This is a genomic window from Lysinibacillus sp. NPDC056220, assembly GCF_049315265.1.
In the GTDB taxonomy this organism is placed as follows: Bacteria; Bacillota; Bacilli; order Bacillales_A; family Planococcaceae; genus Lysinibacillus; species Lysinibacillus pinottii.
The window spans coordinates 73,070-86,972 of sequence record NZ_JBMOXD010000008.1; the positions used below are offsets into that span (position 1 = coordinate 73,070).

Annotated in this window: 14 protein-coding genes and 1 riboswitch; of the genes, 8 read left to right on the forward strand and 6 right to left on the reverse strand. The window is 37.5% G+C overall.

Annotation, left to right across the window (positions count from 1 at the left end; genetic code table 11):
* From ACOZBY_RS19165 to ACOZBY_RS19180, 4 genes are all read left to right on the forward strand, one after another.
* The gene (locus tag ACOZBY_RS19165; RefSeq protein ID WP_012292073.1) at positions 1-1,230 is read left to right on the forward strand and encodes an aminopeptidase; all 1,230 of its coding nucleotides are present in this window, start codon (positions 1-3) and stop codon (positions 1,228-1,230) included.
* Positions 1,231-1,262: 32 nt separating this feature from the next.
* Positions 1,263-2,174 (forward strand): SGNH/GDSL hydrolase family protein, encoded by a 912-nt coding sequence (locus tag ACOZBY_RS19170; RefSeq protein ID WP_036160442.1) that lies wholly within the window; start codon positions 1,263-1,265, stop codon positions 2,172-2,174.
* Between the two features lie 110 nt (positions 2,175-2,284).
* Positions 2,285-3,442, forward strand: a complete 1,158-nt coding sequence (locus ACOZBY_RS19175) for an exonuclease SbcCD subunit D (RefSeq protein ID WP_207889462.1) — start codon at positions 2,285-2,287, stop codon at positions 3,440-3,442.
* Positions 3,439-6,519, forward strand: coding sequence for an AAA family ATPase (locus tag ACOZBY_RS19180; protein ID WP_422762607.1), 3,081 nt, complete (start codon positions 3,439-3,441; stop codon positions 6,517-6,519). Before ACOZBY_RS19175 ends, ACOZBY_RS19180 begins: the two co-directional genes overlap by 4 nt.
* Before the next feature lie 40 nt (positions 6,520-6,559).
* On the opposite strand, the gene ACOZBY_RS19185 is transcribed toward ACOZBY_RS19180, so the two are convergent.
* Both ACOZBY_RS19185 and ACOZBY_RS19190 read right to left on the reverse strand, forming a co-directional pair.
* Complete coding sequence (locus tag ACOZBY_RS19185) at positions 6,560-6,682, reverse strand: hypothetical protein (RefSeq protein ID WP_257216288.1); 123 nt, start codon at positions 6,680-6,682, stop codon at positions 6,560-6,562.
* Between the two features lie 56 nt (positions 6,683-6,738).
* Positions 6,739-7,062, reverse strand: coding sequence for a DUF4870 domain-containing protein (locus ACOZBY_RS19190; RefSeq protein ID WP_031416856.1), 324 nt, complete (start codon positions 7,060-7,062; stop codon positions 6,739-6,741).
* Positions 7,063-7,188: 126 nt separating this feature from the next.
* Positions 7,189-7,296: riboswitch (TPP riboswitch) on the forward strand.
* A 134-nt stretch (positions 7,297-7,430) separates the two neighbouring features.
* On the opposite strand from ACOZBY_RS19190, the gene thiT reads away from it, so the two are divergent.
* On the forward strand, positions 7,431-7,991 hold the full coding sequence (gene thiT, locus ACOZBY_RS19195; RefSeq protein ID WP_031416858.1) for an energy-coupled thiamine transporter ThiT: 561 nt from the start codon (positions 7,431-7,433) through the stop codon (positions 7,989-7,991).
* A 171-nt stretch (positions 7,992-8,162) separates the two neighbouring features.
* The gene (gene map, locus ACOZBY_RS19200; protein WP_036216602.1) at positions 8,163-8,918 is read left to right on the forward strand and encodes a type I methionyl aminopeptidase; all 756 of its coding nucleotides are present in this window, start codon (positions 8,163-8,165) and stop codon (positions 8,916-8,918) included.
* Between the two features lie 28 nt (positions 8,919-8,946).
* On the opposite strand, the gene ACOZBY_RS19205 is transcribed toward map, so the two are convergent.
* On the reverse strand, positions 8,947-9,660 hold the full coding sequence (locus ACOZBY_RS19205) for a hypothetical protein (RefSeq protein WP_031416860.1): 714 nt from the start codon (positions 9,658-9,660) through the stop codon (positions 8,947-8,949).
* A 199-nt stretch (positions 9,661-9,859) separates the two neighbouring features.
* Here ACOZBY_RS19205 and ACOZBY_RS19210 point away from each other — a divergent pair, with 199 nt between their 5' ends.
* Together ACOZBY_RS19210 and ACOZBY_RS19215 are read left to right on the forward strand one after the other, a co-directional pair.
* The gene (locus tag ACOZBY_RS19210) at positions 9,860-10,669 is read left to right on the forward strand and encodes a polyphosphate kinase 2 family protein (protein WP_036165358.1); all 810 of its coding nucleotides are present in this window, start codon (positions 9,860-9,862) and stop codon (positions 10,667-10,669) included.
* A gap of 175 nt (positions 10,670-10,844) precedes the next feature.
* Positions 10,845-11,432: a GNAT family N-acetyltransferase gene (locus ACOZBY_RS19215; RefSeq protein WP_012292083.1), complete on the forward strand. Its 588-nt coding sequence runs from the start codon at positions 10,845-10,847 to the stop codon at positions 11,430-11,432.
* 70 nt (positions 11,433-11,502) lie between these two features.
* Here the strand turns inward: ACOZBY_RS19215 and ACOZBY_RS19220 are convergent, their stop codons facing one another.
* From ACOZBY_RS19220 to ACOZBY_RS19230, 3 genes are all read right to left on the reverse strand, one after another.
* Positions 11,503-12,066, reverse strand: a complete 564-nt coding sequence (locus ACOZBY_RS19220; RefSeq protein WP_012292084.1) for a beta-class carbonic anhydrase — start codon at positions 12,064-12,066, stop codon at positions 11,503-11,505.
* 176 nt (positions 12,067-12,242) lie between these two features.
* Entirely contained in the window at positions 12,243-12,377 is a 135-nt protein-coding gene (locus tag ACOZBY_RS19225; protein WP_004225590.1) for a hypothetical protein, read from the reverse strand.
* Between the two features lie 138 nt (positions 12,378-12,515).
* Complete coding sequence (locus tag ACOZBY_RS19230) at positions 12,516-13,757, reverse strand: aminopeptidase (protein WP_422762608.1); 1,242 nt, start codon at positions 13,755-13,757, stop codon at positions 12,516-12,518.
* Positions 13,758-13,903 lie beyond the last annotated feature (146 nt).

The window sequence follows — 13,903 nt, forward strand, 5'->3', positions numbered from 1 at the left end:
ATGACGTTTGAAGAAAAATTACAGGCATACGCGGAACTTGCAGTAAAAGTTGGGGTAAACATTCAACCAGGTCAATATTTGTTAGTCAACACATCAGTTGAGGCTTTAGATTTTGCTCGTTTAGTCGTTAAAGAGGCGTATAAGGCTGGGGCAGGGCGTGTCCATGTTAATTTTTCTGACGATGAAATGGATCGTGCCTATTTTGAACATGCCTCTGATGAAGAATTTAACCGTTTCCCCGAATGGGTCGTACAAATGCGTGATGAACTCATTGAACGTAAAGGGGCATTATTATGGATAGATGCCGCAGATCCTGATAAATTAACAGGAATCTCGGCTGATCGATTAGCTACTCATCAAAAGGTATCAGGAGCTGCGTTGAAAAACTATCGTAATGCAGTTATGAAGGATTTGATTGCGTGGTCCATTATTGCAGTACCTTCGCCAAAGTGGGCGGCAAAGGTATTCCCCCAATTGACAGCAGACGAGCAAGTACCTGCTTTATGGGAAGCTATCTTTAAAACAGTTCATATCGGAGAAGGTAACGCAGTTGAAAATTGGCATCAGCATGTAACGAATTTAGAATCTCGGGCAGAACTTTTAAATAATAAAAAGTATGCGAAGCTACACTATACTGCACCTGGAACAGATTTAACGATTGCTTTAGCTCCACAGCATAAATGGGTAACTGGTGGCAGTAAAACGCCTGAAGGCCATGTTTTTATCGCCAATATGCCAACAGAAGAAGTCTATACACTTCCTATGAAGCAAGGTGTAGACGGTTATGTTAGTAATTCAAAGCCTTTAGTATATCAGGGCAATATCATTGATGGCTTTAAATTAACATTTAAAGAAGGAAAAATCATTAAAGCAGAAGCTGAAGTAGGTCAAGATTTACTACAGGAGCTTATTCAAGTAGATGAGGGTTCTAGTTATTTAGGTGAAGTAGCACTTGTCCCGCATGAGTCACCAATTTCAGCATCAGGGATTTTATACTTTAATACACTATTCGATGAGAATGCTTCGAACCATTTAGCGATTGGAGAAGCATACCCGACATGCTTAGAGGGTGGTAGAGACTTGGAAAACGGTCAACTAGAAGCATTAGGTGCGAATATTTCTGTAACCCATGAAGACTTTATGGTTGGTAACGGTGAAATGGACATTGATGGTATATTACCAGATGGAACTATAGAGCCTATATTCCGTAAAGGTAGCTGGGCTTTCTAAACTTAGTTTGAATGGAGAATGGGGGAGAGCAGATGAAGCACATAGGTAGTTTGATTGGGATGATTATATTATTACTGACAGGCTGGAGTTCATCTGCTTTTGCTCAAACTGAAAACTATATAGCAATTGGGGATTCACTAGCTGCTGGTCAAACCCCCTTTCAACAAATTGATGCTGGGTATAGTGATCTAATTGCTATGAGATTACAGTCAATGAATCAATTAAAATTCTATACAAAAGAACTTGCTTTTCCAGGTTACACAACAGCCCATGTATTAGAAAAAATTAAGACTGAGGAAGCAAGGGATTTATTAGCCAATGCCACTTTAGTTACTGTTTCAGCAGGTGCCAATGATTTATTAAGCCTTATACGGCTAAATCCAATGGCTGGAACATTAACTTTTTCTCAACTTCAAACAGATTACGCCTTAAATACGGTGAGAAAAAATATAATAGCTATTTTAAATGAATTGGCGGAACGAGCTCCAAAGGCTCAGGTATATGTTGTAGGCTATTATTTTGCCTATCCAGCTGTTCATCTAACTCAAAAAGAAGGCACAAATGCACAGCTTGTGAAATTAAATAAAATTTTACAGCAACAGGCGGAGCTAGCTGGAGCGGGTTACGTAAATGTGTATGACAGCTTCGGGTTAAATGCCACAAACTACTTACCAAACTATACAGATGTCCATCCGAATATGGAAGGCTATCGCCAAATGGCCAATGCATTTTTAAAGGCTTATAGTGGTAGTGATGCCCTATCTATAGCTCCATCACAATTACCGAAACCGAATCCTGTATCATTTGAGGAAATTTTACAAGAACGAGCTTCTGCACAGCCTAAACAACAAAAGGTAACATCCTCCCAGTCTGTACGAAGTGTACGTTCCATTCAGGGATTTCACGGCTATACCGCTTTTATGGAAAAATTAGAAAAGAGATAAGTGAAGGCATCTGATTAGGATGCTTTTTTTTCGTTCTTAATTCCCCAAACAAAGGAAAAACAATCCTTTACTAGCCATGATAAAATAGTAAGAGGACAGGAGGTACAGGAATGAAAATATTTCATACAGCAGATTGGCATTTAGGGAAGCTCGTTCAGGGTGTCTATATGACAGAAGATCAACAATATATCCTACAACAATTTATACAAGCTATCGATGAAGAAAAGCCAGATGTAATTATTATAGCAGGTGATCTATACGATCGTTCCATGCCCCCTATTGAGGCAGTGAATTTACTAAATGACACTTTAGCAAAAATAGTTTTAGAAAAGAAGATTCCTATTTTAGCCGTTGCAGGAAATCACGATAGTGCAGGCAGATTAAACTTTGGTAGTCGATTAATGCGTGATAGTGGTTTATATATTAAGGGCCAATTTACGAAAGATCATGCCCCTATTATTATAAATGATCAATATGGAGAGGTGCATTTTCATCTTGTACCATTTGCAGACCCTGCCTCTATTCGCAGTATCTTTGAAGAGGAAGCCATTCGCTCTCACCAAGATGCTATGCAGAAAATAATTGAACATATAACAGCAGGTATGGATACAAGTAAACGTAATATATTTGTTGGACATGCCTTTGTGACCAAATACGGTGAGGAGGAAGCCAACACTAGTGATTCAGAGCGTCCGCTTTCTATAGGAGGCTCAGACTGTGTGAATGCTGCTTTATTTAAACCATTTCATTATACAGCACTTGGACATTTACATAAGGCACATTTTGTCTTAAATGAAACGATTCGCTATGCCGGTTCACCATTAAAATATTCATTATCTGAGCATCTACATGAAAAGGGCTTTTTAATTATCGATCTAGATGAGCACGGAAATAGTACTGTAACGAAAAGAAAATTGATGCCGAGAAGAGATTTGCGTGTAGTAGAAGGTCAGTTGGAGGAGTTATTAATGCTTCCACCAAGTGATGATTATGTATTTGTTAGATTGACAGATGCTACGTCCGTATCTTCGCCAATGGAACGTATTCGTACTGTTTTTCCTCATGCCCTGCATGTTGAACGTAAGATTTTACGACAAGAGAAACCAAGTGAGCTTCAAGTAGTAGAGGCAGAAAAGCTAGAAGATATAGATCTATTCCGCTCTTTCTTTACAGATATAATTGGGATTCAACCAGATGAAGATACCGAGCGCCTGTTTACAGAGATGTTACAGGAATTATTAGATAAGGAGCGAGAAACAGTAAAATGAAGCCATTAAAGTTAACGATTACGGCATTCGGTCCTTATAAAAATACGGAAATAATTGATTTTCAACAGTTAGGAGAACATCGATTGTTCGCCATCTCTGGCAAAACTGGAGCAGGGAAGACGACGATTTTTGATGCGATTTGTTATGCACTTTATGGGGCAGGTAGTGGTGAAGATCGCCAGGATACAGCTTTACTACGAAGTGGCTTTGCTGACGATGATGTGTATACAGCAGTAGAACTTATTTTTGAAATGCATGGAAGGGTCTATCAGATTTTACGTCAGCCCGGACATATAAAGGGAAAAAATAAAACAGCTACTGGTAAAAAAGTGGAGCTAGCGGAAGTTAGGGAGGGAATGCTCGATTATAACATTGTGGAAAAGCAGCAAACACTTGAGGTCGATAAAAAGATTCAGGAAATTATAGGTCTGACAAAGGATCAATTTAGCCAAATTGTGATGCTACCTCAAGGTGAATTTCGCAAATTATTAACGTCTGATTCAACAAACAAAGAGGTAATCTTACGAAAAATTTTCAAAACAGATCGCTTTGGTGCTATGACAAAGCTGCTTGATGCTAAACGAAAAGAAGCAGAGAGTGATCTTGAACGTGCCAAACAATTAAAAGAACATCTACTTGGTCAAATTGTTGGTGCACTTCCGCAACGTTCATCTCCTCTGTTCAAACAAATTGCGGATAATACGGAAAATATGTTTCAGCTCAAGCAAGCACTTGAAGAGGAGCTTACCTATTATAAAAAATGTTTTGAAGATATACAGCGACAATATGAGGAAGCTTATAATCATCATCAAAAAGAACAGGAATTTTACCGTTTAGCTAAAACGCTTAATGAACAATTTGAGGAGCAGTCCAAACGACAAGAACGACTACAAATGCTGTTAGATGAGCAAGATAAATACCATGCGAAGGAACGGGAAATAGCTTTAGCAGAACAAGCGGAGCGTTTACTATTACTCGAACAACAATGTATGGATTTACGAGCTGAACAAAATTTAAAAGAACAAGCCTATCAACAAGCCCAAAGTAGTCAGCTACAAACCAAGGAACTCTTACAACGAGCACAAGAAAAATATGAAGCGGAAGAGGCAAAAGAGTCTGAGCGGCAACTGCTTTTACAGCAAGAAATGCAACTCCAAGCATTGCTTCCTAAGTTTGAAGCGTATGACAGCCATGTACAGCAGCTGCAAATTGCTGAGCAATATGTGAAAACCGCCAAACAAGGTGCAGCGGATAATATAGTACTAATCGAAAAAGAAAGCGCACAATTAGAGCAGCTTTCACAATCAATTGAGCACTATGAAAAACAAATGGAACCATATGAAGGTTACTTAGAAAAACTTCCAAAGTTGCAGGAGCAAGTAACTTTGCTCATGCAGATGGAGAACTATACAAAAACGGTAGAGATAGCGAAACAGGATGTTATCGCAACTAAAGCTCGCTATCAGGACAGTAGACTGGAGCTTCAACAATTAGAGCAACGCTGGCTGACAAGTCAAGCAAGTGTTTTAGCTCAGCAGCTTAAAGAAGGGCAGCCTTGTCCTGTATGCGGGAGTACGGCTCATCAGCAAACTCATAATGAGAAATTGGAAATTGTTGAACTTGCTCAGGTGGAAACATTAAGGGTAAAAGTTTCTTCCGATGAACGTTTGTATTTGGAAAAAGAGGCAATGTTAAGAACCGCACAACAGCTTCAGCAAGAGACACTGAAACAATTAGATGCACACTCTATCAAGCAACAGGATCAAGCACAGATAATAGCTTCCTTAGAAAAAATGGAGAAAGAGATTACTAGCTTAAGGGTTATCAATCAACAGTTAGCTCAAACAAGAAAAAACCAGAAGGAACAGCGTTTAACAATAGAGCAATTGCAAAACAAACAATTAAAACTTGAGGAATATTTAAGCGAGCAGATGAAGAGCTGGACAAGACTTCAGGCAATTGTAGAGGAACAGCATAAGCAAATGCCAACAAATATTCCAACTTTACCGCAATTAAAACAAACGCTTACTGATGTTAGCCAACAGAAAATGGATTTTCAAAAATTATGGCAGGAAAGCCAACATCATTTACATGCCATGAAGGAAGCTGACAGTAATGCAAAACTAGCTGTGGAGATCGCCAAACAGAATTTTGAAGAATTAAAGCTCAAAATGAATGACAAGCGTGAACAGTTTTCAACAAGCATGCAGGAAGCGGGCTTTGTAAGCTATGAAGACTACGCAGCTGCGAAAAGAAGTGCCACTCAATTAGAGGAACTCCGGAGAGCATGCAGTGACTACACCCTTCAGGTTCATACGTTAAAAATTCAAATTTCAGAAGGAGAAAAACATCTTCAAGGAAAAGAGGAGCAAGATTTAGCCTTGATGGAGGCGACTGTGAAAAGCCTCCGAATCGCCTATGAGGATGCCTTTAAACAACTTCAGCAAATAGATGGATTTGTGAAATCATGTCAAAGCTTTATGAACAAAGTCGAGGAAACAGAAAGAGAGCTACGTTTACTTGAGAGTGAGGCTGGACGTGTAAAGGAGCTATATGGCTTATTAAATGGGCAAAATTCGAAAAAGCTGTCCTTTGAACGATATATTCAAATAAATTATTTAGATCAAATTACAGAGGCAGCCAATATTCGCCTTAATCATTTATCGAATGGTCAATTTGAGCTTAGACGCTCAGACAGACTTGAAAAGCATGCAAAGCAAAGTGGACTTGGGCTTGATGTATATGATGCTTACACAGATCAATTACGAGATGTCAAAACGTTATCTGGTGGTGAAAAGTTCAATGCGTCATTAAGTCTTGCTCTGGGAATGGCGGATGTTATTCAAAGCTTCCAAGGCAATATTCATATTGAAACTATGTTTATTGATGAGGGCTTTGGCTCGCTCGATGAGGAATCATTAAATAAAGCAATAGACACCTTAATCGATTTACAAGATTCTGGCCGAATGATTGGCGTCATCTCCCATGTGCCTGAATTAAAATCCGCGATGCCAGCCGTTTTACATGTCGAAAAAACATTAAACGGACATAGTCAAACACACTTTGAAATAAAATAAAGGAAGGTGTATTTCCGGCTTAAGGAAATACACCTTCCTTTCATTTTTTCCGAGGACTGACTGTAGAAGTTGTCCCTTTTTTTGCTGCCATCACTTTTTTTACAATCGGTATAACAATCGGCGCTAATTTAACAGCGGTTTTTACTACCTTTGATACTTTCATTAAAAACACAGCTCCTTTTTTAATTACTTCTACCTGTTTATTCTAAAAGTAAAACATTAGCGGATAACTCGAACGGCTTGAATAATATTCCATATTACGATTCCGAGCGAGACAATTCCGTAAATGGCGAACGAAATGAACCAAACGATCATTACTGTACTATTACTTGAAGTGGGATCTAAACTAAAGGTAGAAAACACAAAGACAATGAAAAATAATATACCAAATACAAAAGGAATTAAATGAGACACTAGTGCGCGAATGGAATGTCTTTTGATATCAGCATCTTTCGAAACGAAATAAACAATCAATGGTACGATGAAAGGAGCAAAGAAAATACTGAGATAGCTGAAGGCAGATAAAATTTTTTGGTTCTCCATAGTTGTACCTCCTTTTTTAATATTTACGCATGGAAATCAGCAAAGTTTCAAAAATTAAGTATGGAAGAGGTTGTAATCATTCCATGCTTTGCGTACAATGTAATTATTCAAAGTAAATTCAGATGTAACGACCACAAGGGGAGCTGATGATGTCAGCTGAGACTGGGCACGTAATGCCTTTACTCTTTGAACCTGTAAGCTAGCACTTACGTAGGGATGTGGATAGAAACCGACACTTGTACGATGTGAGGCTCTGTCCTGGCATCGTTTTTTCATTCTTGAAAATAATAAGATGTCAGAGAGAATCAAATCAGCGCTTTTCTATTCCTGCTCTTGTATCCTACATCGGAACAAAGGAGAGAATATGTATGGACAAAAAAAGACTATTAATGTTAGTGGAGATTGCAATATTTGCAGCAATTGGCCTTGTGCTGGATCAGGTCTCGTTTAAAGTATGGGCACAAGGTGGCTCTGTTAGTCTTGTCATGGTACCAATTATGTTAATTGCTATTCGCTGGGGCTTAGTAGCTGGCCTAACAACAGGCTTACTTGTAGGTGTTATGCAAACCATGTTTGGCGCTTATATTGTACACTGGCTTCAAGGGTTACTAGATTATGGCGTCGCTTTCACAGTTGTAGGATTAGCAGCCATTGTGCGCAGACCTTTACTAGAGGCAGCAAGTCAACTAAACAAAACGAAAATGGCACTTTATATTATTTTAGGTACTGTGTTTGCAGGCTTCTTGCGTTATGTAGCACATACTACTGCTGGGGCTGTATTTTTTGCGGAGTATGCCGGCGATCAAAATGCATGGATTTATTCGATTATTTATAATGGTACATATATGCTTCCTGCTACAGTATTAACAGCCATTGTGGGAGTGTTATTATTCACAGCGGCTCCACAACTTATGCAACGTAAAGCATAATGCCATCCCCCTTCATGTTGGTGAAGGGGTTTTTTATATAGTTATAAGAGAATAGCGCTTTTTGCACTTTGCCAAGGAGGCACGCATACAATATTTAAAGCGTTTAGCGTTATACGTATAAAAAGTTATGTTATATTAAAGAGTAGATATTAGATGAAAGGGACGTTATACATGATTGTAAAAACGCAAGAAGAGATTGAAGCTTTTAAAAAAATTGGACGCATTTGTGCGGAGATCCGTGAAACAATGAAGGCTGCTACAAAACCAGGTGTCACAACACTTGAACTAGATGAAATTGCCGGTCGAATGTTTGCTGAGGCAGGTGCGATTTCTGGACCAAAAGGAGAATATGACTTCCCAGGATATACTTGTATTAGTGTCAACGAGGAAGTAGCGCACGGTATCCCAGGTAAACGTGTTATTCAGGAGGGAGATATCGTTAATATCGATGTTTCAGGCTCTTTAGATGGCTACTTTGCCGACACAGGTATTTCTTTTGTAGTCGGTGATGGCTATGAAGATAAAGAAAAACTATGTCGTGTTGCCAAAGATGCTTTTGATCGTGCAATGACAAAGGTAAAGGCTGGCTCTAAATTAAATCAAATTGGCAAGGCGGTAGAGCGCGAGGCGAATGCTAATGGCTTAACAGTTATCATGAATTTAACAGGCCATGGTTTAGGTCGTTCTTTACATGATGAGCCAAATCACATTTTAAATTATTATGATGCATGGGACTCTACGATTATGAAAGAAGGCATGGTTCTTGCAGTTGAGCCATTTATCTCTGCAAAAGCAGAGCATATAGTAGAAGCTGGTGATGGTTGGACATTCATAACACCCGATAAGTCTCTTGTTGCTCAAATTGAGCATTCAGTGATTGTTACAAAAGATAAACCAATTATCCTCACTTCATTAGACGAAGACTAGGATGACACAAAAAATCCTGCTCACCAAATTACTTTTGGTAGGCAGGATTTTTTTTAATGAATAAAATGCCAACAAAGAGTACACCACATAAAAATAACGCAGCGGTTGTTACGAGTAGCTCATCAAAACCATTATGTAAAGCGATTCCTATATAAGCCCATATAAAAACACTTGGATACATGATATCAAAGTGATGAAAGCGGATATGTAGCGCAATGACTCCACCTAATGTCAGTAAAATAACTGCCCAAAGAGGAGTACTTAGACCAAAACCGTTCCAACCATAAGCTGTTAACGTAAAGCTAATATTTGTGATGAAAATAAATGTCATCCATGCTAAATAAATGGCGAAAGGAATACGACCCGACAGTGATTTGTCATGAAGTGGATACGTATTGTACAACATAAATAGATACAAGACTAAGAGTAGGGTAATGCCGAGAGAAACAATAAATAATTCATGATGCCATACGTATATCATTAATGCTTGTAAAATATTTATGCAACTAAAGAGCGCAGACTGTTTCATAGATGTCTTTTTGATGTTCATCACTAACCAATAACCGATGAATAAATAAATGACAATCCAAATTAAATGACTTCCATCAACAGGTGCAAATACCACCGAAAAACGATTAGAAATTTCTAAAGAAGACTGACCGTTAAGTTTCATGAAAAAAGATGAAAAGGTTAGGATGAGTGAGACAATATACGAAATTGTCATCAATAAAAACCGAGGCATGCTTTCCTCTCCCTTCGTGTTAAATTGTATAGGGAAAAGACAAATAAGTATAGTACTGTCACTCATTTTATTATAACGGAAACTTCCATCAATGTATCGTGTTGTTTGCTAACACTATCTACAATTTACCATCTCAATAGGCATCCATTTATTTCTTTAGTACAATAAGAATATATACAAAATAAAGGAGTGAAGCTTTATGACACAAAACTTAAAAAATCTAGACCTATCTATTGAACTAGATAAAAAGATGTATAAAAAGAAATTAAAAGTACTCCAATATGAAATGTTAAATGCCCAACAATTTTTATTAAAAAACAAAATTGGTTTAATTTTAGTGTTTGAAGGTATGGATGCCGCTGGGAAAGGTGGAGCGATAAAACGTTTAATTGAACGTGTCGATCCACGTGGCTATGTCGTACACCCAATTTCAGCTCCACAGCCACATGAGCTACGCTATAACTATTTACAACGGTTCTGGAGAAAGCTACCTCAGCATGGGCAAATCGCTGTTTTCGATCGTTCATGGTATGGGCGTGTATTAGTAGAACGTATTGAAGGGTTCGCAACGAAGGAAGAATGGTCTCGTGCCTATGAGGAGATTAATAATTTTGAAAAGATTTTAACTGCGGGGGACTACATAATAATTAAGTTCTGGCTTCATGTTTCAGATGAGGAGCAATTAAAGCGTTTTAAGGAACGAGAACAAAATCCATATAAATCTTGGAAGCTAACAGAAGAGGATTGGCGCAATCGAGAAAAGTCACCACAATATATTGAGGCTGCCAATGAAATGTTTGACAAGACCGATAAGAAAAATGCTCCATGGATTTTAGTAGCTGGAAACGATAAAAAATATGCACGTGTGCAGGTGCTACAAGAAACGCTTGCACATATTGAACGAGAGGCACTGAAACGTGGACTTCATTTAACAAATGTATTAGACAATCCGCTTTTAGAAGATGCTGACTCATCCAGCCTGAACACCTTGAATGAGAAGAAGAAGTAAAAAATAAAATGTAAAATGATGGTGCTATGACATGAAGACATGAGCTGTTTTAGTTGTAGCAGCATCTTTTTTTACATACAATAAGGTAAAACTAGGGATTACTCCTTTAAATTCTATTAGTTAAGAAGGTAGTGAAAATTTCTACCGATATTGATTGGAAGGCTAGTGTGGAGAAATGGTGCTTAAAATTTGGAATTTATTAAGAAAAAAGGGTGGGAATGTGGTAACTATAAAGGGGGAAAAATGCTACATCCGAACATTCCAAGAAAATGATGCACGAAGTTTAACAGGTCTCGTAAGCCGCAATAAATACTTTTGGTCAACATATGAGCCTTTACAAAGACCTGAATACTATACGATCGACGCGCAATATAAAAAAATTCAAGAAAGCTTATATTTAATGGATTCAAAGCGAGAATTTACTTTTGGCATTTTTGAGCATGGTACTAATAACCTAATAGGACATATTGCACTATATGCTGTAAAACGTTTACCCTACTCAAGTGCATTTGTGGGATATGCTATGGATGAAATTTACGTAGGTAAAGGAATTGTTACTGAGGCAGTGAATATGGTAGTCCGCTTTGCATTCGATCAAATTGGGCTACATCGAGTAGAGGCATATGTATCAACCCAAAATAATCCCTCGATGCGTGTTTTAGAGAAGGCGGGCTTTCAACAGGAAGGTCTTTTAAGGAAGCTCCTGTATATTAATGGTCATTGGGTGGATCATTATATGTATGCTCGTTTAGAGGATGAATAAATAAACAAGTGCCTTTCTTTTCAAAGGAAAGCACTTGTTTATTGATTAGCTATAAATCAAGTTAGGATAACTATTGATGGTTACCATCTTCAATTAAATCTAGATGACCTGTATTTGGGTCAATAATTAAACCATGTACAGGAACGTCTTTTACCATTAATGGGTGATTTCGAATCGTGTCGACACTTTTTTTGACACTTGTCGCTACATCACCAAAACCACGTAAAAATTCTTTTAAATCAAAACCAGAATACTCCAGCATTTTGATGGTTTCTGGATTGATACCTCTTTTAACCATTTCACTTAGCATGGCATCAGGATCAACTGCACTCATACCACAGTCATAATGTCCAACCACATAAACTTCATCTGCTTGTAGGCCATAGACAGCAACTAATAAACTACGCATTACAGCACCGAAAGGATGGCTCACTAATGCACCGGCACTTTTCACAATTTTTACATCGCCATTACGGAGATTCATCGCTTTTGGTAAAAGCTCTACAAGACGAGTATCCATACAAGATAAAACAACAATACGTTTATCAGGATATTTTGTAGTGATGAATGGTTCATATTTTTTCTCTTGTACAAACTCTTTGTTAAACCCTAAAATATCTTGTAACATTGTCATGAAAATTGCTCCCTTCCTTACAAAAAATATTTTAGAGCAAAACTTTAATTATGCAAACAATAAAGACTTTTTTCAGACAATTTTTACAATAAAGAAGCAAACTTCGTACACTTTAGCAGCTTAATAACGTTGAAACTATAAAAAAACAGCTACTTTTACAGTAGCTGTTTTTTTACTTAAAATTTTTCGTTTGGCTTTGGATCTACAGTTACTGAAGACTTGCTATCTAAACCTACTTGTAGGTAGTGGATGAAGAATCCAGTTGAAATTAATAAAACTGCTGAAAAGCCAAGAACAGTTGTAATGAACATTTTTAGAGCTCCTCTCTACTTAAATGATCTACTAATTACCCTAAACTAATTATACAATAGGATACTAGGAAAATCTAAGGATAATTTATGACATCCATAACATACTAGACTAGAATACTATTAGTAAGAATGGATTATTTAGAATGCCCAATTTCCATCACGGAATATTGGTTCTTTTTGATTATCGTGGGTAATGCCATCAATATTCATTTTATTCGATCCAATCATAAAGTCTACATGTGTTAAGCTTTGGTTTATGCCATGAGCAGCTAACTCATCAGAAGACATGTCTTTACCACCTTCAATACAAAAAGCATAAGCACTACCAATGGCTAAATGATTTGAGGCATTTTCATCAAATAACGTATTGTAGAATAACAAATTCGATTGGGAAATAGGGGAATGATGAGGCACTAATGCTATTTCACCAAGATAATGCGCCCCCTCGTCTGTTTCAATAAGAGAAGCTAAAATTTCTTGACCTTCCTCAGCTTTTACATCGATAATACGGCCATCTTTAAACGTTAATGTGAAATTGTTAATAATATTGCCACCATAGCTTAACGGTTTAGTGCTGGATACAAACCCATTTATGCCTGTTTTTAAAGGTGCAGTAAAAATTTCTTCAGTAGGTATATTCGCCATAAATGTTTGACCTTGTTCGTTGACACTACTACCGCCTGTCCAGATGTGATGTGCAGGTAACTCGATGGTTAAATCTGTACCTGGAGCCGTGTAGTGAAGCGACTTATACTGTTTGCTGTTTAAATAATCCGCTTTGTCGTGTAATTCTTTGTCGTGAGCTAACCAAGCTTCCACTGAATGTTCAAGATCAATACGCGTCGCTGCAAAGATAGCTTCCCATAGGGCATCCATTTGTTGATCCTCTGGTAAATCAGGAAAAACCTTTGCTGCCCATGCTTTAGATGGAGCAGCGATAACTGACCAACTAAATTTATCAGACTGTAGCAACTGATAATAGTTCGCTAATGCTTGGCCTGATGCTTTTTGGAACGCCATAATTCTGTCACGCTCAATACCTTTTAGTAAATCTGGGTTTTGTGAACTAATGCTTAGGAAAGCAGCACCATTTTCAGCCAGCCACTCACGTTCTTGAACTTTCCATGGTGGGAAGAAATCAAATGAGTCTTTCGGTGCTCCTTCATAGCGAGTACGAACAAGTTCATCGTCAGATAAATCGACAAATACTTGTTTTGCACCATTTTTATAGGCTAATTTAGTAATAATTTGAGCTAATTTTAAGTTATCAGTCGAACAGCTTATATAAAGATATTGATCTTTTTGGATATTTACTCCTACTTTTATTGCTAATTCGGCATATTTTAGTAATTTTGTGCTAAATGATAATAACAAATTCATATCCCCCTTTGAAATAAGACAGTTTAGTGTAAGATTCTTAATTCAATATAATCAAAAATGGTCGAAATGTGAATAAAAAGCATTAATTACATCGAAAAATAATTAAAATACATTTATACTAGCATTATATATTTAAAATATGGAAA

What these genes read in the sequence shown, in the direction of transcription:
- ACOZBY_RS19220 (WP_012292084.1), bottom strand. Translation starts at nt 12,066, where the DNA reads ATGACAATGTTACAAGATATTTTAGGGTTTAACAAAGAGTTTGTACAA.
- ACOZBY_RS19225 (WP_004225590.1), bottom strand. Translation starts at nt 12,377, where the DNA reads ATGTTCATTACAACTGTTCTTGGCTTTTCAGCAGTTTTATTAATTTCA.
- thiT (WP_031416858.1), top strand. Translation starts at nt 7,431, where the DNA reads ATGGACAAAAAAAGACTATTAATGTTAGTGGAGATTGCAATATTTGCA.
- ACOZBY_RS19165 (WP_012292073.1), top strand. Translation starts at nt 1, where the DNA reads ATGACGTTTGAAGAAAAATTACAGGCATACGCGGAACTTGCAGTAAAA.
- ACOZBY_RS19180 (WP_422762607.1), top strand. Translation starts at nt 3,439, where the DNA reads ATGAAGCCATTAAAGTTAACGATTACGGCATTCGGTCCTTATAAAAAT.
- map (WP_036216602.1), top strand. Translation starts at nt 8,163, where the DNA reads ATGATTGTAAAAACGCAAGAAGAGATTGAAGCTTTTAAAAAAATTGGA.
- ACOZBY_RS19210 (WP_036165358.1), top strand. Translation starts at nt 9,860, where the DNA reads ATGACACAAAACTTAAAAAATCTAGACCTATCTATTGAACTAGATAAA.
- ACOZBY_RS19175 (WP_207889462.1), top strand. Translation starts at nt 2,285, where the DNA reads ATGAAAATATTTCATACAGCAGATTGGCATTTAGGGAAGCTCGTTCAG.
- ACOZBY_RS19215 (WP_012292083.1), top strand. Translation starts at nt 10,845, where the DNA reads ATGGTGCTTAAAATTTGGAATTTATTAAGAAAAAAGGGTGGGAATGTG.
- ACOZBY_RS19185 (WP_257216288.1), bottom strand. Translation starts at nt 6,682, where the DNA reads ATGAAAGTATCAAAGGTAGTAAAAACCGCTGTTAAATTAGCGCCGATT.
- ACOZBY_RS19190 (WP_031416856.1), bottom strand. Translation starts at nt 7,062, where the DNA reads ATGGAGAACCAAAAAATTTTATCTGCCTTCAGCTATCTCAGTATTTTC.
- ACOZBY_RS19205 (WP_031416860.1), bottom strand. Translation starts at nt 9,660, where the DNA reads ATGCCTCGGTTTTTATTGATGACAATTTCGTATATTGTCTCACTCATC.
- ACOZBY_RS19230 (WP_422762608.1), bottom strand. Translation starts at nt 13,757, where the DNA reads ATGAATTTGTTATTATCATTTAGCACAAAATTACTAAAATATGCCGAA.
- ACOZBY_RS19170 (WP_036160442.1), top strand. Translation starts at nt 1,263, where the DNA reads ATGAAGCACATAGGTAGTTTGATTGGGATGATTATATTATTACTGACA.